Here is a 17,651-nt window from a genome sequence, read left to right as displayed (position 1 = left end):
GAACCACTGGAGATTGTCTGGGACCATCAGGTCTGGTTTTACGATGTCTGGGGCATACCCCGGCACGGCCGCAATACCGAACAGGCCATGGATTTTTTGAAGTACGCCACATCCACAGAAAGTCTGGCCGCCCAGGCGCGTTACATCCCCTACGGACCGGTTCGTCAGTCCTCGCTGGCTTTGTTGGAACCCGAGTTGCGCAAGCGGCTGCCTACCTCGGAGCAGAACCTGAAAACCGCGATCGAGCTTGATGCCCACTGGTGGTCGGACAACCTGGACCGCATTGCCCCGCGCTTTGAACGCTGGGCCGAGCGCCCGGTGATGGTTCCCAAGTCCCTTCCTCGATAGAGTACTGATAGTGGCACCTCATGTGGTGCCACTTTCCCCGCCACTCTTGCACCGAAATAATCTATCTGTCGTCAAAAACATCCCTTTGATCAATATTTAATCTTTTCGCGTTTTATTTGTGATCCTGAAAAAAAATCCCCCCGTATAGCGCAACGTAGTTCAACAGTAATGCTAACAATCAGGAGCTAACACCATGAACGCGTTATTGAAATATACGGGAATATTGGGTCTGTCTATGAGCTTGATAGCTTGTGGCAGTGATGATGACGATCCGCTTCCGATGCCGGAGCCCGAACCGGAAGTGAATACCGTCGTTGACGTTGCCGTCGACAACGGTAATTTTACCACGCTGGTCGCCGCCCTTGAGGCAACCGGTCTGGACGAAACCCTCGACGATCCAGAAGGCGAATTCACGGTGTTTGCCCCCACCGATGATGCCTTTGCTTTGCTCGGTGAAGAAACCATCAGCGCTTTGTTGGAAGACACCGACACCCTCTCGGACATTCTCCTTTACCACGTAATTTCCGGTGCTGAAGTGGATTCGACCGGTGCCGTGGCCGCCGCGGGAACCACCGTGGAAATGGCCAACGGTGATAGCGTCGGTCTGTCCCTCTGGGGCGAAGACCTGCTGGTCAATCTGTCGCTGGTGACCATGGTGGATGTGGAAGCCGACAATGGCGTGATTCATGTCATTGACGCGGTGCTGATGCCACCGGAAGAAAACGGTGATCGCGAGCAGACCATTGCCGACCTGGCGGTCGCTACCGAAAGTCTGTCAACTCTGGTAACGGCTCTTGATACCGCCGGTCTGGTCCCCACCTTCGACGACCCGGATGCAACCTTCACGGTATTTGCTCCCACCAATGCGGCGTTTGAAGCCGTCGGTGAAGAGAACCTTCAGGCCCTGCTGAATGACGAAGAAGCGCTGACCGCAGTTCTGAGCCAGCATGTGGTCTCCGGTGCCGAAGTGAATAACGTGGGTGCTTACGCCGCAAACGGCACCAGTGTTGAAACACTGGGTGGAGCGGAAATACCCGTCGCCATTAACGACAGCCGTATGCTGACCGTAGGTGGTTCCGTGGTGTCCATGACCAACATTTACGCCAGCAACGGTGTGATTCACGTAATCGATTCTGTGATCGTCGGCGACGTTGAATTGCCGGCTCCGCCCATGTCCATTGTTGATGTGGCCAGTGACGCGGGTAACTTCGAAACGCTGATCGCGGCTTTGGAGGCGACAGGTCTGGATACCACTTTGGCCGACCTGGATTCGTCTTTCACCGTGTTTGCGCCGACCGATGCCGCCTTTGCCGAGCTGGGTGACGACACCATCAATGCCCTCTTGGCAGACACCGACACTCTGTCTGACATCCTGCTGTACCACGTGATTGCCGGCGATCCGATTCTGGCTGATGCCGCCATCAGCGTCGCTCAAAGCAATGACTCCGTGGTAGAGATGGCCAATGGTGATGGCGCCGGTCTGTCCTTGTCAGGAGAGAGTCTGCTGATCAACACTTCTACCGTGTCTACCGCCAACGTTCTGGCCGACAACGGTGTGATTCACGTGATCGATAAAGTGATGATGCCGCCGGCGCCTCAGACTGTCGATGCAACCATTGCAGGGGCTGCAGTCGCACAGGATCGCTTCTCCACGTTGGTGACTGCGCTTCAGCAGGCAAACCTGGTAGCGACTTTGGACGACCCGGACGCGACCTTTACCGTGTTCGCACCGACCAACGCTGCATTCGACAAAATTCCGGAAGAAGACCTGAATGCGCTGTTGGCCGATCAGGAGGCGCTTACTGAAGTATTGCTGTCTCATGTGGTCAGTGGCGCTGCAGTAGATTCCGTAACGGCCTACACGCTCAACGGTACTACCGTGGAGACAGCGGCAAGCAACAACATTAGCGTGGAAATCGTGGATGGTATGTTGCAGGTCGGTGGTGCGAATGTCACCGAAGCGGATATCAACACCACCAACGGTGTGATCCATGTCATTGACACTGTGATTATGCCTCCGGCTCAGTAGTGCTGGGAGATGCCCGCCTGAGAAGGCGGGCATCGGAAACGTGCTTGGCCCCGGTATCGCGAGATACCGGGGTTTTTTTTTATGGTCCCTGCTGGCGATTGGACGATACCGCAGCTCAGAGCGTATAATGTCGTACAAATAAAAACGTAAACGCTGTATTGATGATTGATTTCTTTGGGAGAACGAGTGATATGAAAATTGCATTGATGAACGAATTCAGCCAAGCGGGCAAGAACCCGATTGTGCTGGAGCAACTGAATGCCGTGGCCGATGACCTGGGCCATCAGGTGTTCAACGTGGGTATGAACGGCGATAACGACCACCGCCTGACCTATATCCACCTGGGTATCATGGCCGGTCTGCTGCTGAACTCCAAAGCCGTGGATTTCGTGATCAGCGGTTGCGGCACCGGGCAGGGCGCCCTGATGTCCCTGAACGCGCACCCGGGCGTGGTCTGCGGCTACTGCATCGACCCCTCTGATGCCTACCTGTTTGCCCAGATCAACAACGGCAACGCGCTGGCACTGCCGTTTGCCAAAGGCTTTGGCTGGGGTGCCGAGCTGAACTGCCGCTACATTTTCGAAAAGGCCTTCACCGGCGAGAAAGGCCAGGGCTACCCGCCCGAGCGCAAAGAGAGCCAGGTGCAGAACGCCCACATTCTGGATGGCGTAAAAGATGCCATGTCCAAGGATTACCTGGACGGCCTGAAGGCCCTGGATCAGGAACTGGTCAAAACCGCCGTGACCGGCGAGCGCTTCCAGGCGTGCTTCTTCGAGCACTGTCAGGATCAGGCGCTGGCCGATTACGTGCGCAGTGTGCTCGATGCCTGATTGAAACATCCGGCTCGCTGAACCAAAAAACCCCACCACTGCGTGGGGTTTTTTGTGCCTATCGCCAAAATCAACGAGACCTGCCCCTGTGTCTCTGCTATAACTAAGGCTGATCGCATAGCGTCGCCCGGGGTTCCGGGCGACCTCATTCATCGGCGGTAAGGACTCCTCGTTTGCGACTAGGTAACGTTGGTTTGGCGATGCCCCGGCGGTGGGGCAGGCGGGCAGGGCTGCTCCTATTGGCCTGCGTTGTTGCCTTGCCGGTGATGGCCGCGGAGTCCCGCAGTGAGCCAGAAGCGCCACACCTGCGGGTTGGCGTGTACGAAAATCCCCCCAAAATTTTCCTCAGTGAAACCGGTGAGCCCTCGGGCATTCTCGGCGATCTGCTGCTTCATATCGCCGAGCAGGAGGGCTGGCAACTCGAGCCGGTGGCCTGTCTCTGGCAGGCTTGCCTGAGCGCCCTGGCCAACGGTGAAATCGACCTGATGCCGGATGTGGCTCTGACCCCCTCGCGGGCCACGCGGTTTGATTTCCATGAGATTCCCGCGCTCCTGAGCTGGTCCCAGATCTATGTCGCGGCCGGGACGGAGCAACCCACCAGTTTGCTGGAGTTACAGGGGCGGAGGCTGGCGGTGCTCCAGGGCTCGGTGCAGCACGATTATCTGATGACGTTCTTCTCAAGCATGGAGCTGCCGGTCCAGTGGGTGCTGGTGGACAGCCTGGAGGCGGGCTTTCAGGCGGTGCTGGACCAGCAAGCCGATGCGGTGGCGGCGAATCAGTTCTATGGCGATCAGCGAGCCCAGGGAACCGACCTGGTGCGGGCGCCGGTGGTGTTTTTGCCCAGCCGGCTGTATTACGCGGTGACCCCCGGGCGACTGCCGAAGGTGTTGACCACCATCGATGACTATCTGGACCTATGGCGCAATGATCCGGGGTCCCTGTATTTCGAAACGCTGCGTCGCTGGGAGCCCCAGCGGGAGTCCGGGCCTCTGCCGACCTGGCTTTGGTGGAGCCTGGCCGGTCTCAGTGCCATGCTGTTGGCCGCGCTGCTGTTCAGTGCGCTGTTGCGCCGTCAGGTGCAGCGCCAGACGCAGCAACTGCAGAAAAGCGAACAGAAGCTGAGCACCATTCTCAACAGTGTGCAGGCGCATATCTATATCAAGGGAACGGATTTGCGCTACCAGTATGTCAATCAGAAAGTCGCTGACCTGTTGGGTGCCCCACCAGACGCTATTGTTGGCAATCGAGATGAAGACTTTTTCGATGCGGAGACTGCTCGCCTGCTAAAAGAAAATGACAGTCGTGTGTTACTGCGTGGCGAGCGATTTTCCAATGAAGAGGTGAGCCGGGTTAAAGGCCGTGAAACGTCCCGTGTGTTTCTTTCGGAAAAGTTGCCGTTGCGTACGCCGTCCGGCGATATCTACGCGCTGTGCGGCATATCCACCGATATTACGGAACATCGCCATATCCAGGAGCAGCTTCACCAATTGTCGTTTTTTGATGCCCTGACGGGCCTGCCCAACCGGCGGTTGCTGCTTGATCGGGTCCGGCACGGGCTGTTCAGCAGTACCCGCACCGGCTACGACGGGGCCCTGGTCCTGCTGGATCTGGACAACTTCAAAAGTGTGAATGACTCCCTGGGACATGATGCCGGCGACCAGCTGCTGTGCGCGGTGGCGGAGCGTATTCAGCGCAAGTTGCGCGCCACCGACACCCTGGCGCGCTTCGGCGCCGATGAATTTGTGGTGCTGCTGGAGGACCTGGCGCTGCAGCCGGACCGGGCCGTTGTGGCGGTGCGTAACCTGGCCGATGAATGGCTGACCGCCCTGGCCGAGCCCTTTGAGCTTGGCGGCGCCCCCTATGTGATCAGCGTGAGTCTGGGGGTTGCCCTGTTTTCCGATGCCGGTGAGGACACCGACACTCTGCTCAAGGGCGCGGATCTGGCGCTGCAGGCCTCGAAACGACTGGGTCACAACCGGCTGCAGTTTTTCAATCCGGCGATGCAGGTGGCGATCAATCGGCGTACTCAGTTGGAAGGGGCGCTGCGTCAGGCCATCGAATCGCGCCGCCTGGCGTTGCATCTGCAACCGCAGGTCAACACGCGCGGCGAGGTGGTGGCCATGGAAGCGCTCGCCCGCTGGGAGCATCCCGAGCTGGGGATGATCTCCCCGGCCGAGTTCATTCCTCTGGCCGAGAGCACCGGTCTGATTGTGCCTCTGGGGGAGTGGGTGCTGGAGCAGGCCTGTGCCTACCTGGCGGATTGGCAGGGGGATGAGCTGCTCAAAGGCGTGGTCCTGGCGGTCAATATCAGCCCGGCGCAGTTCCGCCACCCCAACTTTGTGGATCACCTGGAAAACACCCTGGAAGCCTCGGGGTGCCCCCCGGAGCGGTTGGAGCTGGAGGTGACCGAGAGCCTGTTGATCGATGAACTGGACCAGGTGATCGAGCGGATGGAAAGCCTGCGGGCCCACGGCATACGGTTTGCGCTGGATGATTTCGGGACCGGCTATGCCTCCCTGAGTTACCTCAAGCGATTGCCACTGCAGTTGCTCAAAGTGGATCAGTCGTTCGTCCGGGATCTGCTGACCGATCCGAACGACGAGGCCATTGTCCGCACCATCATTGCCCTCGGCCAGAGCCTGGATCTGGAGGTGCTCGCCGAGGGCGTGGAAACCGAGGCCCAGGCCAAACGTCTGGAAGCCCTCGGCTGCACCTTTCTGCAGGGTTACCTGTACGGTAAGCCCGCACCGCTGGAGCAGTGGCGCAAAGACCAGCGACTGGCCGTCACCCCACTCAATTAACACCGCTGTCATTGGATTGTCATGCTAGTGCGGTTGCATAGGCGCCATGCACCTGATGATGGCCTGGATGAGATTGGGTGGGCACCTGCTTCGAGCACTGCCCGCCAACGGTTGGCGCGCCTGCTGGTGGCGCTGGCCCCTACTGTTGCTGCTCTGGTTGGGCAGCGGTCTGCTGTTTCTCTGCCACGCCCTCGGTTTCCTGCTCGATGAGCTGCTGTTTCGCGGCTACCGCCGTGTCGCCGTGCGCGCTCCGGTGTTTATCGTGGGCGTGCCGCGCAGTGGCACCACCTTTCTGCAGCGGCGCCTGGCGGACGATCCGGCGTTCACGACCCTGACGCTGTGGGAGTGCCTGCTTGCGCCGTCGATTTCCGAGCGCTATTTCTGGCGTTTCGTCGGTTGGTGTCTGGCGCCGCTGCGGCGCTGGATCGGGCGCTGGCGCTGGGCAGCCATGGATCGAGTGCACCGGTTGGTTTGGCAGGAGCCGGAGGAAGATTTTCTGTTGCTGTTGTACCGGGGGGGCTGTTTTCTGCCGGCGTTGCTGTGCCCAGGGGCGGAGCGCTACTGGCGTCTGGCCTTTTTTGATGACGCGGTGCCGGCCCCGGAGCGCCGCGCAATGCTGGCGTTCTATCGGCGCTGCCTGCAGCGGCACCTGTACTTTAACGGCCGCGATAAGCGACTGCTGAGTAAAAACCCTTCCTTTACGCCTTGGATTCAGGACTTGCGCGCCGCGTTTCCCGACGCCCGCTTTATTGCCTGTGTGCGTCGCCCGGAGGAGGCGGTGCCCTCCCAGTTGAGTGCGTTGCGCCCGGTGCTGCGTCTGTGGGGCGGCGATTCCGTCGCACCGGAGCTGAGCGAGCGGATGATTACCGTGCTGCACGGCTATTACCGCCGGGTTCTGGCATTGCGCGGGGCACCCTGGGTGCAGATTCTGCCGCTGGCCGAACTCTCGCGGCTGGATACCCGGGGGTGGTTCCGACTCTACGCGTTTCTCGGCCAGCCTTTGCCTTCAGGGGGCGCCGTCGCACTTAGTGACGAATCGCGCCGCGATGCCGGTCCGGGTCACCGCTATGATCTGGCGGAGTTCGGCCTGAGTGAGGCCGGTATTCGTCAACGTTTTGTGTCTGTCTGGCCTCACCCATGAGCGGAGTCGTCCTATGAGCCCTGAACCGCGCCACCCTTTACTGTTGCCCGAGGCCCTGCGGGTGGCGGTCGTATCCGACGCCGCCCCCGGTCGAAACGGAGTGGGTGCTTACTATCAGGATCTGATGGAGCAGCTGGCACCGGAGCTGGAGCGCATTGTGCTGTTTTCGCCCCGGGTGGAAGGGGGCCGATGGCGCGCGGGGCTGGCCTTGCCGCTGCCCGGTGACCGTACCCAGAAGCTGTGCATTCCCAATCCCTGGGCGCTCCGGCAGGCGCTTCGGGAGCTCGCGCCTCAGGTGATGATTGTGGCCACGCCGGGGCCCTATGGGCTGTTGGGGGCGCGCCTGGCGAAATCCCTGGGGATTCCCGTACTCGCGGGCTTTCACACCGCCTTTGAGCAATTGACTGAACTCTACTGGCAGGGCTCCTGGCGGGGCCGGCTGGTCCACCGGCTGTTCGATCGCTCCCACCGCTACCTGTTTGCCCGGTCCCGCTCGGTGCTGGGCAATTCCCGGAATATGCTGGAGCTGGCCCAGCGGATGGGGGCGCCCTCTACCGGATTGATCGGCACGCCGATTTCGGCGGAGTTTGCCTGCACACCCCGTCGCCCCTACGGCGGCCAATTGCGTCGCGTCCTGTTTGCCGGCCGCTTGGCCGCGGAGAAAAACCTCACCGCGGTCATCGAAGCCGCCCGGGTGCACCGGGATATGGTGTTCAGTATTGCCGGCGACGGGCCGCTGCGTCGCGAGCTGACGGACGCCGCCCGTGCCTGCCCGAACCTGCGCTTATTGGGTTGGCTCGATCGCGAGGCGCTGCGGGCGGAAGTGGATGACCACGACCTGCTGCTGTTGCCCTCACACTTTGAATCCTTTGGCACCATCGCGCTGGAGGCCATGGTGCGGGAGCGGTTGGTCATGGTGTCCTCCGGCTGTGGTATCACCCAGTGGCCCGACCTGTGCCCCGGGCTGACCATCATCGACCCGTCACAGAGTGCGGCCGAGGCGCTGACCCAACTGCGAGCCCGCACCCCCGCCGAGCGCCGGCAGCGGGCCTGCACCGCCGCGCAGGTGGCCAGTGCGCTCAATGAACGCTGCCTCGCGCACTGGTGTGAGCTGCTGACCCATACCGTGGCCCAGCGCTCGACGCTACCGTCCGTTCCGCCGCCCGCGGTCGCCTCCGTGCTGGACTGACGGCCGTGGAAGCGTTGTTATCCATCCACGATGTGATGCCGGAGACCCTGGATCGGGTGGAGGCACTGCTGTCCATGGTGCCGGTGTCGGCCCGGCCCGGTACCGTGTTACTGGTGGTACCGGGGCGGGATTGGCGCCCCGGAGATCTGGCCCGCCTGGGTTGCTGGCAGTCCAGGGGGCTGGAGCTGGCGGGACACGGCTGGTTTCATCGGGCCGAGCGGGTCCGGGGCTGGTATCACCGCTGTCACGCCCACCTGATTTCCCGCCAGGCGGCCGAGCATCTGAGTCAGCCGCGCGCCGCGCTCAGGGCACTGCTGGCCGATAACCACCGTTGGTTTGCCCGTCATCGACTGGCCCCGCCGGAGCTGTATGTTCCGCCGGCCTGGGCCCTGGGAGAGCTCAGGGGTGAGGATCTGGCCGAGTCGCCCTTTACCTATGTGGAAACCGCCTCGGGGCTCCTCCACACCGCCACCGGCGTGCGGCGGCGATTACCGCTGGTGGGGTTCGAGGCCGATACCCCGCTGCGGGCCCTGGGGCTGCGGTTCTGGAATCGCTGCAACCGGGGGTTCACCAGTGAACGCCACCCGTTGCGCATTGCGTTGCACCCGGGCGATGCCGAGCTGCACCTGGCCGGGGATCTGAGCCAGACGCTTGCGCCTCTGACCCGTTGTATCGATTACCGGACGCTGTTCTGATCCGCCTCGCTCATAGTGCGCCGACGAGCGTCACAGAGTCGTAACAAAGGATCTCTATGCTGGCGCGCCTGTATTCAAAGGGAGTCCGTGTATGAGACTGCGTTGTTTGACCTGGGTCGTGTCAGTCTGGTTGTTGTCGTGCGGTGCCATGGCGGCGATCACGCCGTTTGCCTCCGGAGAGAGTGGCCTGCTGTTCAGTCTGCACGGGTCCAATACCATTGGCGCCAGCCTGGCCCCCAGTCTCGCCAAAGATTATCTGGTTGCCAAGGGCGCAACCGAGGTCAGCATTCGAGCTCGCACCGAGCCTAACGAATACCGGATCGAGGGCCGGGTGGCCGGCCAGACCGTCTATATCGACGTGGCCGCCCATGGTTCCGGTACCGGCATGCGCGGCCTTGCTTCCGGTGAGGCGCAGATCGCCATGGCGTCCCGTCCCATCAAAGCCTCGGAACAGACGCTGCTCGCGGATTTTGGTGCGATGCGCCACTTTGACGCCGAGCATGTGGTGGCGATCGACGGGCTCGCGGTCATTGTTCACCCCAGCAACCCGCTGGAGGCGCTGACGGTCACCGAAATAGCCCGCCTGTTCTCGGGCGAGATTCGCAACTGGGCGCAGTTGGGTGGGCCGAATCGGCCGGTCAGCCTCTATGCCCGGGACAACAAATCGGGTACCTGGGACAGCTTCAAGAGTATGGTGCTCAAGGGCGATTACTCGCTGAATGCCCAGGCGCGCCGCTTTGAGTCCAATGACCGGCTCTCCGATTCGGTCTCGGCGGACCCGGGGGCCATCGGCTTTGTGGGTCTGGCCTCGGTCCGTCAGGCCAAACCGGTCAGCGTCTCCCAGGATGGCATCAGCCCCCTGGGCCCGGAGCCGCTGTACGTGGCCACTGAAGACTACGCGCTGTCCCGGCGCCTGTTTCTGTACACCCTCCCGGGCCAGACGCCGCCCCTGGTGCAGGAGTTTATCGGGTTTGCCCAGAGTGAGGCCGGACAGCATCGGGTCGCGCAGGTGGGCTTTGTGTCCCAGAATCCCGTGAGTCTGAAGCCGACTCTTCATCCCGATGCACCGCCGGCATACAGTGAGCTGGTTCGCCACGGCGAGCGCCTGTCCATCAACTTTCGCTTTGATGCCGGCAGTTCACGCTTGGACAACAAAGCCCGGTGGGATGTCGAACGGCTGCGCCAGTTTATGAGCCGGCCGGAGAATCGCCACCTGCAGCTGCAGTTGATCGGCTTTGGGGATGGTCAGCAGTCCGAAGAGCGTGCGCTGATTCTGTCCCGTATGCGGGCCTTACGGGTCAAGTCGGCGCTGCGGGCCCACGACATTCACGCTGCCTCGGTGGTGGGTTTTGGCGATGATCTGCCGGTGGCCGACAGTCAGGAGGCCGGGCGAATCAAAAACCAGCGGGTGGAAGTCTGGTTGTTTGATCCCGCGGTCTCGACGGTAGTGAACGGTGCCAAATCCAGCTTGCTGGAGCAGCGAGCTTCGCCCGATTCCGAGGCGGTGTCCAGTGTCTGGCCCGGGCGCGCTCAGTAACCGACACTTCACGGCGGGCAGCCACCCGATGGTAGAATCCTGATTCATCCATCGGGAGATCCCTATGCCCAGGCCAACGCATTGGCTTTTGTCGCTTATTGTCGTATTTCTGGCCATGCCCGCGCTCGCGGCCGAGGTGAGAGTGGCGGTGGCAAGCAACTTTGCCGGGGTCATGGAACCACTGGCCGACGCCTTCACCGAACATACCGGGCATCAACTGCGCCTGTCCTACGGCAGCACCGGCAAGCACTACGCCCAGATTCGCCAGGGCGCGCCTTTTGATGTGTTTCTGGCGGCCGATGAGACCCGGCCACAGCGCCTGGAGACCGAAGGTGTCGGCGTGCCCGGTACCCGATTTACCTATGCCATGGGCGTCCTGGTGCTCTGGAGCCCCACCGGCGAGATTGCCGATCCAGTGCAGTCCCTGAAGCAGGCGCGCCGTATTGCGCTGGCCAACCCGCGCTTGGCGCCCTACGGTCGGGCGGCTCAAGAGGCCCTGGAGGCGATGAGGCTATGGGACTCCGTGGGCACCCGGGCGGTGCGGGGTGAGAATATTGCCCAGGCCTACCAGTTTGTGGCGACGGGCAATGCGGGCCTGGGGTTTATCGCCTTGTCCCAGTGGCAAACCCGTCCGCAGGGCCACTATTGGCTCGTGCCCGAAACCCACTACCAGCCCATTGCCCAGCAGGCGATCTTGCTGCGTGACACGCCGTCGGCCCGCGCCTTCCTCCGATTTCTACAAAGCGATACCGCGCGCACCCTCATTCGCGAGGGCGGGTATCGCTAAGCCACCCGGTTGCGCCCGGCCTTTTTGGCGTTGTAAAGCCGCTCATCCGCACACTCCACAGTGGCGCTCAGTTCACCGGAGCTGTGACAGACCGCCGTGCCGAAGCTGGCGGTGACCCTGTGGGGAGCGCCTTTGATGGGGAAAACGGTGTTCGCCAGTTTGGCTCGTACCTTCTCGGCCACAATGCGCACATCCGTCAGCTCTGTTCGGGGCAGAAAGATCAGAAACTCCTCGCCTCCGGTGCGGCAGGCGACGTCCTGTCGGCGCAAGGTCTTGCGGAACAGGCGGGCCACCTCTTTGAGTACATCGTCTCCGGCCTGATGACCAAACTGGTCATTGAGCTGTTTGAAATGATCGATATCGCACATCACCATACCGAGCGGCAGAAACTCGTCGGGAGTCTGATTCAACCGAGGTTCCAGGCTGGCATCGATAAAGCGCCGGTTGGGGAGCAGGGTGAGCGGATCGGTGTTGGCCTGCTGCTCGCGGGAAAGTTGTAGTGCGCTCATTTTGTGATGACTGCGTTCGCGGAAATAATCATTGATTCCGGCGGCGATCACCATGATCACCAGCGAGGCAAAAAACCGGGTGGTTTCCTCGGGCCGGTACTGCGCGTGAATCCAGTCCGGCGTGAACAGCATCACCGCAATGGCAAGCAGGACCAGAGTATTGCCGATCAGGGCATTGCGTACCCCCAGTAGCCCGAACAGTATCACCGGGAAGGGAAATATCCAGTACAGGGCGGTATTCTCATGGCCACCGTGGTAGATCAGCGCCAGCACAAAACCGACCACCAGCACGGCTTCAATCTTGCAGGCAAGGTCAATGTCGCCGGTGCGATGGTAGTAAGCGACGGTGAGCAGAAACGTCAGCGAGGTGCCGAGCAGCAGGGACGCCAGTGCCACATTGCCGGACATCAGGTGGGGCAGGCCGTAGAGCAGAATCACCGTGCCGGATATATAACTCACAAACGACAGGATGTATTGCCGCCGGTCCTTGTCGACGTTCTGGGCCTGGGCCTGACTTTCAAATAGGTTCATCAATTGCAACCGGGTTGAGTTGGCGCGACTATCATCAGTTTGCTGAGCTCCATTATTTAGCCTAGTTCAGCGAATGAGTCCTGTCATGCCTGTCTGCACTGGCTTTGCAAACGCCCGGTCCGTGCTAAAGTGGCCGTCATCAATGGACAGACAGAGCTGCTGCATGATTCAAAGCGCCGACTGGGTGGCCCTGGGGATAACCCTCAAACTCGCTGCCATCACCACTGTTATTCTGCTGATCGTCGGGACACCCCTGGCCTGGTGGCTGGCGCGCAGCCGCTGGCGCTTCCGGTTTCTGGTGGAGGCCATGGTGGCCCTGCCGCTGGTGCTGCCTCCGACCGTTCTCGGTTTCTATTTATTGTTGCTGTTGGGGCCTTCCGGTCCCCTCGGGCAAGTGGCCCAGTGGTTTGGCGGCTACTCCCTGGCGTTTACCTTTACCGGGCTGGTGATCGGCTCGGTGGTGTATTCGCTGCCCTTCGTGGTGCAGCCCCTGGCCGGCGCGTTTCAGTCGTTGGGGCAACGTCCCCTGGAAGTGGCGGCCACCTTGCGTGCCGGTTTCTGGGACCGCTTTTTCAGCGTGGTGGTACCGCTCACGCGCTCCGGATTTTTGACCGCGGCCGTGCTCGGCTTCGCCCACACTCTGGGGGAATTCGGTGTGGTGTTGATGATCGGCGGCAATATTCCCGGGGAGACCCAGGTGGTGTCCATCGCCATTTATGACCACGTGGAGAGTCTGGACTATGCCCGTGCCCATGTCCTTTCCGGCGGGCTGCTGCTCCTGTCGTTTGTGCTGCTGCTGGCCGTGTACGGTTTCAATCGACACTTGAGCCTGGTGAATCGAGGATGACGACAACATCGGATACCCAAGGGTTGGCCCTGCACTTTCAGGTCCGTCGGGGTGACTTCGAGCTGGCCGTGGACCTGCGCCTGCCGGGGCGGGGCGTAACCGGCATCGTCGGTCCCTCCGGGTGCGGGAAAACCACCTTGCTGCGGGCGGTGGCGGGGCTCGACAAAACGCCGGGTGGACGCCTCCATCTGGGCGAGCGTTGTTGGCAGGACGGGGCGCAGTTCCTGCCCACCCATCGGCGGCGCCTGGGCTATGTGTTTCAGGAGCCGAGCCTGTTCGAACATTTATCGGTGCGCGGCAATCTGGAGTACGGATGGAGGCGCACCCCGGCGGCTGAGCGGCACTTGTCGCAGGAAGAGTTGATCGAGTGGCTCGGCTTGGCCCCCCTGATCGATCGGCCGGTCAGCGGTTTGTCCGGTGGTGAACGTCAGCGAGTGGCTATCGCCCGAGCGTTGGCCACCAGCCCCGAGCTGTTGTTGATGGATGAGCCTCTGGCGGCCCTTGATCCGACCAGCAAGCAGGCGATCATGCCCTATCTGGAAACACTGCACGATCGCCTTGAGATTCCGGTGCTGTACGTCAGCCATGCCCCGGAGGAAGTGGCGCGCCTGGCGGATCATTTGGTGCTGATGGAGCGGGGTCGGGTGCTGGCGGCGGGGCCGCTGGCGGAGCTGATGACCCGGGCGGACCTGCCCCTGGCCCGGGCCGACGATGCCGCGGCGGTGTTGTCCGGCACGGTGGCGGCGCACGATGAGCACTATGCGTTGACCCGTGTCGCGCTCAATGGCGGCACCCTCACGCTGGCCCGGCAGCCCCGTTCGGAAGGGCAGAGTGTGCGCCTGCGGGTGGCGGCCCGGGATGTGAGCCTGACCCTGAGTCAGGCCCGGGACACCAGTATTCTCAATTGCCTACCGGTGCGAGTGGTGAATATCGAACCTTACGATAACACCCGCGTAACCGTGCATCTGGACTGCTCGGGCCAGCCACTGCTCGCCCGAATCACCCGCAAGTCCGCCGATGATCTCGCGCTCTCTGGGGGCCAGACGGTGTACGCCCAGATCAAAACCGCCGCCTTGTTGTAAATTTTTTTTGAACCGCTATGGAGTGAGGTGCAACTACCTCTTCGGAAGCGCCTTGTGTTGATTACGGTGCGCTAATAACCGAAGAGGACATCACCATGACCACACTCCAATCCAAAACCCAATCCTGCCTGAAAGCGTGTTCAGTTGCGTTGCTGGCGGGCAGCCTGTTTGCCTGCGGTGGAAGCAATAACAACGCCGCGCCAGATCCCGTTGTGCCGGACCCAGAGCCGACCCCGGAAACCGTTGATCTGAGTTTTATGATTCAGACGCACACCGGTGCACGTCTGTCGGATGTCACCGTGACTCTGGATGAGCAGAGTGCGCAGAGCGATGTTTCCGGTCGCGTCGAGTTCAGTCCGGAGAGCCAGACATCCTATCGGGTGCGCGCCGAAGCCGATGGTTTTGTACCGCAGGTGCTGCGAGTCAGCGGCGAGCAAGACGGCATCATGCCCATTCGGATGGTGCCGGTAAAACAGACGCTGCCGGTGGATGACATTGAAGCGGCCCGCACTTTGAGCGCTGTGGATCTTGGCGCCCGGGTGACCTTCCCGGCCAACGCCTTTGTCACTCCCGATGGCGAACCCGCCTCCGGTGAAGCCACGGTTCAGATTACTCCCTGGGATATCACCAGCGATGAGCTCAATGCCATGCCCGCCAATGGTCAAGCCACCGATGCCGGCGGTGAATCGGTCGAGCTGATCAGCGCCGGTATGATTACCGTGGACGTGCACAACGCCGAGGGTGATTACCTGCAGATCGCACCCAACACCACCGCCGAGATCCAGATGGATCTACCGGTGGCGAGTATCAACAATGAGCCACTGTCGATCGGCAGCACCATTCCCATGTGGCACTTTGACGAAGACCAGGGCCTGTGGATTGAAGACGATTCCATTATTGGCACCGTGGTTGCCTCGGCCACCTCACCGGTGGGGCTGGCGGTCTACGCTGAAGTGAGTCACTTCTCCACCTGGAACTGGGACTTCAAATTCGAAAACGGCGGCAGCATCAATGTCGAGTGTCGGTTGAGTGACAGCACGGCCATTCCCTGCGGTATCAGTGCCGGCGTAACGCTGGATGACGGCTCGGTGTTTACCCGCAACGGTTACCTGCCCGAAGGTGGCTCCACCATCATCAATATGCCCAACAGTGCCACCATTGACTGGTACGCGACGTCCGACACTGGTCTGATCGGCGAGAAAACCACCGATATGTCCGCCGATGTCATTATCGAGTTGGAAGACCCGAGCAGTGAAAATGTGGTGCGCTGTGAATTGCCGGACGGCACCGGCGTGGGCTGCGAGGTGACCCTGACCGATGGTACTGAAACCCTGACTCAATCTGTTCCGGCGGAAGGTGCCACCATTGTTACCGGCTGGGACAATCTGGATGAGAACAGCGAGTTGACCTGGACTGCGGAAACCCCCTTTCCGATCAGCGTGGGTGGTCAACAAGTCATCGCCGAAGGTACGGCAACATCCGGCATAACCGGAAACGTGGATGTGGCCCTCGCGATCACGCCGATTGATGAAGTAGAGGTTCAGTGCCTGGGTGAGTCCGGCGTGTCCATTCCCTGCACCGTTGATATCACCGCTACCTTGTCCGATGGCACGGTGTTCACCGATACCGATATTCTGATTCAGGACAGCCTGGCAGTAGCGGTTCCCGCTGAGGCGACTCTGCTCCAGTGGACAGCCGAATCCAATGGCGCCTTCAGCCAGAATGGTCAGTTTGTCACCATGGCCGGCAGCATGGAAACCAGCCTGGTCAGTAGCGTCGCGGTGGTGCTGGATGAAACCGTGGTGCAGGGTCCCGCAGCGCAGAGCATCGAAATTTCCTGCATCAACGGTCCGGACACCTCGGCAACCAGCTGTGATATCGATGCTTTCCTGGAGGGCAACCGCGCGGGTTATGTCGAGCTGGGTGAGTTCGAAGCGGTAGCGCTGGGTGATTCGGTCACTCTGGAATTCCCGGAAGGTCTGGCTGACGAAAACGAGTGGGTACAGGTGATGGTCACCGGCGATGATGGGTCCACGGCCTACACCTTCTCCCAGTATGGTTCCCTGACCGACGATGAGATGATTGAACTGGAGCTGCAATGTTCGGATGCCGTCGGTGGCGTAAACTGCCCCCAGTAACCCGAAACCACAACCTTTGATCTTCAGGCCGGCTGCTCGCAGCCGGCTTTTTTATGGAAGAGCAGGTCTACATCAATGGCGCGTCAGTTACACCAGGTTCCCACCTGCACCAACCCTCGGCCAAAACGATCATCCCGCCCCGTGGGCCCCAGGTCTTTGACCGCTGCCATCAGGTCCGCACCTTGCTGTTGGGCCAAAAGAGAGGCGGCTGTGACCAGCGGCGCGGCGAAGGAAGTGCCGGTGTGATAGCGCCCGGACGTCTCGCCATCGGCGGCCCAGATCTCCATGCCCGGTGCGGCCAGATCGATGTAATCGCCCCGGTTGGCATCGGGGTACAGGCGCTCGGCGGCGTCCACGGCGGTTACGGCGATCACACCGGGCTGGGCGGCGGGAAAGCTTGGCGGTGCCTCCGGCCCCTGATTACCAGCGGCGGCAATCAGCAGGATCTGGCTGCCGAGCAATTTTTCCAGGGCCAGTTCAAACACCCGGTTGCGCTCACCGCCCAGGCTCAGGTTGATGGCCTGTACCTCCTGGCTGACCAACCAGTCCAGCGCGGATAGCAGAATTTCGGTGCTGGTGTCGGTACGCTCTCCTCGCTGGCGGAACACTTCGGCGGCCCACAAGGTGCTGCCGGGCAGCAGACCCGGGGTTTCCGAGTTGACGCTTCCCACCAACAGACTGGCAACCGCGGTACCGTGCAGTGCTTCGGCCGAGGTGCCGCGCACAAAGTTGCGTCGGGTCAGTTGGCTGTCCGTCAGGGCAGGGTGCTGGTCATTGACGGGGGTATCGAGCATGCCAATGCGGAATTGACCGCTGCAGGCGCTGGTATCTTCTGGCCAGGCGATCATCTGCTGGGCGTAGCGGCGCCGGGCGTTGAGTAACTGGTAGCGCTGGTTGGTGTCCAGGTCCAGATCCGGCAGGTCTTCTTGCACCTGAGCGACCAAATCGGGTGTGTCGGTCCCCGGAGGCAGACGGAAAACGCTGATCACCAGGCCCAGGTTGTCCAGGCGCTGACGGGATTTGACCCGCAGTTGGTAGCTTTGAAGTTGCCGGGCCGCCGATTGCGCCTCGGCCATATCCGCACTCACCAAAAGTAATTCGCCCGGCTCGTAGGGTAGCGAGTCCGGGGCCGGGGGGACGGGATCGTTTGATGGTGCTGGGGGTGGCACCGGCGGCGGTGGCGGCGG

Annotated in this window: 14 protein-coding genes; 12 read left to right on the top strand and 2 right to left on the bottom strand. The window is 61.4% G+C overall.

Going from position 1 to position 17,651, the window contains the following annotated elements; translation table 11 throughout:
* From B3520_RS01905 to modA, 9 genes are all read left to right on the top strand, one after another.
* On the top strand, positions 1-348 hold a 348-nt coding region (locus tag B3520_RS01905), incomplete at its 5' end, for an extracellular solute-binding protein (protein ID WP_286875224.1).
* 235 nt (positions 349-583) lie between these two features.
* Positions 584-2,377: a fasciclin domain-containing protein gene (locus B3520_RS01900; RefSeq protein ID WP_281273560.1), complete on the top strand. Its 1,794-nt coding sequence runs from the start codon at positions 584-586 to the stop codon at positions 2,375-2,377.
* Between the two features lie 191 nt (positions 2,378-2,568).
* A complete protein-coding gene (locus B3520_RS01895; RefSeq protein WP_024461856.1) occupies positions 2,569-3,207 on the top strand; it encodes an RpiB/LacA/LacB family sugar-phosphate isomerase in 639 nt (212 codons plus the stop codon).
* A 239-nt stretch (positions 3,208-3,446) separates the two neighbouring features.
* Positions 3,447-6,008 carry an EAL domain-containing protein gene (locus tag B3520_RS01890; protein WP_286804151.1) on the top strand — a complete coding sequence of 854 codons (2,562 nt, stop codon included), beginning with the start codon at positions 3,447-3,449 and terminating at the stop codon, positions 6,006-6,008.
* Positions 6,009-6,054: 46 nt separating this feature from the next.
* Entirely contained in the window at positions 6,055-7,149 is a 1,095-nt protein-coding gene (locus B3520_RS01885) for a sulfotransferase (RefSeq protein WP_286875222.1), read from the top strand.
* A gap of 13 nt (positions 7,150-7,162) precedes the next feature.
* Positions 7,163-8,338, top strand: coding sequence for a glycosyltransferase (locus tag B3520_RS01880; RefSeq protein ID WP_286804153.1), 1,176 nt, complete (start codon positions 7,163-7,165; stop codon positions 8,336-8,338).
* Between the two features lie 5 nt (positions 8,339-8,343).
* A complete protein-coding gene (locus tag B3520_RS01875) occupies positions 8,344-9,033 on the top strand; it encodes a polysaccharide deacetylase family protein (protein ID WP_286804154.1) in 690 nt (229 codons plus the stop codon).
* A gap of 91 nt (positions 9,034-9,124) precedes the next feature.
* Complete coding sequence (locus B3520_RS01870) at positions 9,125-10,570, top strand: phosphate ABC transporter substrate-binding/OmpA family protein (RefSeq protein ID WP_286804155.1); 1,446 nt, start codon at positions 9,125-9,127, stop codon at positions 10,568-10,570.
* A gap of 64 nt (positions 10,571-10,634) precedes the next feature.
* Positions 10,635-11,357, top strand: a complete 723-nt coding sequence (modA, locus tag B3520_RS01865; RefSeq protein WP_286804156.1) for a molybdate ABC transporter substrate-binding protein — start codon at positions 10,635-10,637, stop codon at positions 11,355-11,357.
* Here modA and B3520_RS01860 read toward each other — a convergent pair.
* The gene (locus B3520_RS01860) at positions 11,354-12,397 is read right to left on the bottom strand and encodes a GGDEF domain-containing protein (RefSeq protein ID WP_286804157.1); all 1,044 of its coding nucleotides are present in this window, start codon (positions 12,395-12,397) and stop codon (positions 11,354-11,356) included. The two genes, modA and B3520_RS01860, sit on opposite strands and share 4 nt — an antisense overlap.
* A 163-nt stretch (positions 12,398-12,560) precedes the next feature.
* Between B3520_RS01860 and modB the strand changes: the two genes are divergently transcribed.
* The 3 genes from modB to B3520_RS01845 all read left to right on the top strand — a co-directional run bounded on the left by modB (position 12,561) and on the right by B3520_RS01845 (position 16,464).
* The gene (modB, locus tag B3520_RS01855) at positions 12,561-13,244 is read left to right on the top strand and encodes a molybdate ABC transporter permease subunit (RefSeq protein WP_286804158.1); all 684 of its coding nucleotides are present in this window, start codon (positions 12,561-12,563) and stop codon (positions 13,242-13,244) included.
* Positions 13,241-14,326 (top strand): molybdenum ABC transporter ATP-binding protein, encoded by a 1,086-nt coding sequence (gene modC, locus B3520_RS01850; protein ID WP_286804159.1) that lies wholly within the window; start codon positions 13,241-13,243, stop codon positions 14,324-14,326. Before modB ends, modC begins: the two co-directional genes overlap by 4 nt.
* Positions 14,327-14,421: 95 nt before the next feature.
* Entirely contained in the window at positions 14,422-16,464 is a 2,043-nt protein-coding gene (locus B3520_RS01845; RefSeq protein WP_286804160.1) for a hypothetical protein, read from the top strand.
* Between the two features lie 83 nt (positions 16,465-16,547).
* On the opposite strand, the gene B3520_RS01840 is transcribed toward B3520_RS01845, so the two are convergent.
* The coding region (locus B3520_RS01840; protein WP_286875219.1) for a S8 family serine peptidase at positions 16,548-17,651 on the bottom strand (1,104 nt) is incomplete at its 5' end.

It is taken from the genome of Marinimicrobium sp. UBA4509, from assembly GCF_002388575.1.
Taxonomy (GTDB): Bacteria; Pseudomonadota; Gammaproteobacteria; order Pseudomonadales; family Cellvibrionaceae; genus Marinimicrobium; species Marinimicrobium koreense.
The sequence above is the reverse complement of the archived record's forward strand: the minus strand, read 5'-3'. Positions and strand labels throughout refer to the sequence as shown.

Bases quoted from the DNA above. Each gene is read 5' to 3' on its own strand.
- B3520_RS01900 (WP_281273560.1), top strand. From the start codon at position 584: ATGAGCTTGATAGCTTGTGGCAGTGATGATGACGATCCGCTTCCGATG.
- B3520_RS01895 (WP_024461856.1), top strand. From the start codon at position 2,569: ATGAAAATTGCATTGATGAACGAATTCAGCCAAGCGGGCAAGAACCCG.
- B3520_RS01885 (WP_286875222.1), top strand. From the start codon at position 6,055: ATGCACCTGATGATGGCCTGGATGAGATTGGGTGGGCACCTGCTTCGA.
- B3520_RS01880 (WP_286804153.1), top strand. From the start codon at position 7,163: ATGAGCCCTGAACCGCGCCACCCTTTACTGTTGCCCGAGGCCCTGCGG.
- B3520_RS01870 (WP_286804155.1), top strand. From the start codon at position 9,125: ATGAGACTGCGTTGTTTGACCTGGGTCGTGTCAGTCTGGTTGTTGTCG.
- modA (WP_286804156.1), top strand. From the start codon at position 10,635: ATGCCCAGGCCAACGCATTGGCTTTTGTCGCTTATTGTCGTATTTCTG.
- B3520_RS01860 (WP_286804157.1), bottom strand. From the start codon at position 12,397: ATGAACCTATTTGAAAGTCAGGCCCAGGCCCAGAACGTCGACAAGGAC.
- modB (WP_286804158.1), top strand. From the start codon at position 12,561: ATGATTCAAAGCGCCGACTGGGTGGCCCTGGGGATAACCCTCAAACTC.
- modC (WP_286804159.1), top strand. From the start codon at position 13,241: ATGACGACAACATCGGATACCCAAGGGTTGGCCCTGCACTTTCAGGTC.
- B3520_RS01845 (WP_286804160.1), top strand. From the start codon at position 14,422: ATGACCACACTCCAATCCAAAACCCAATCCTGCCTGAAAGCGTGTTCA.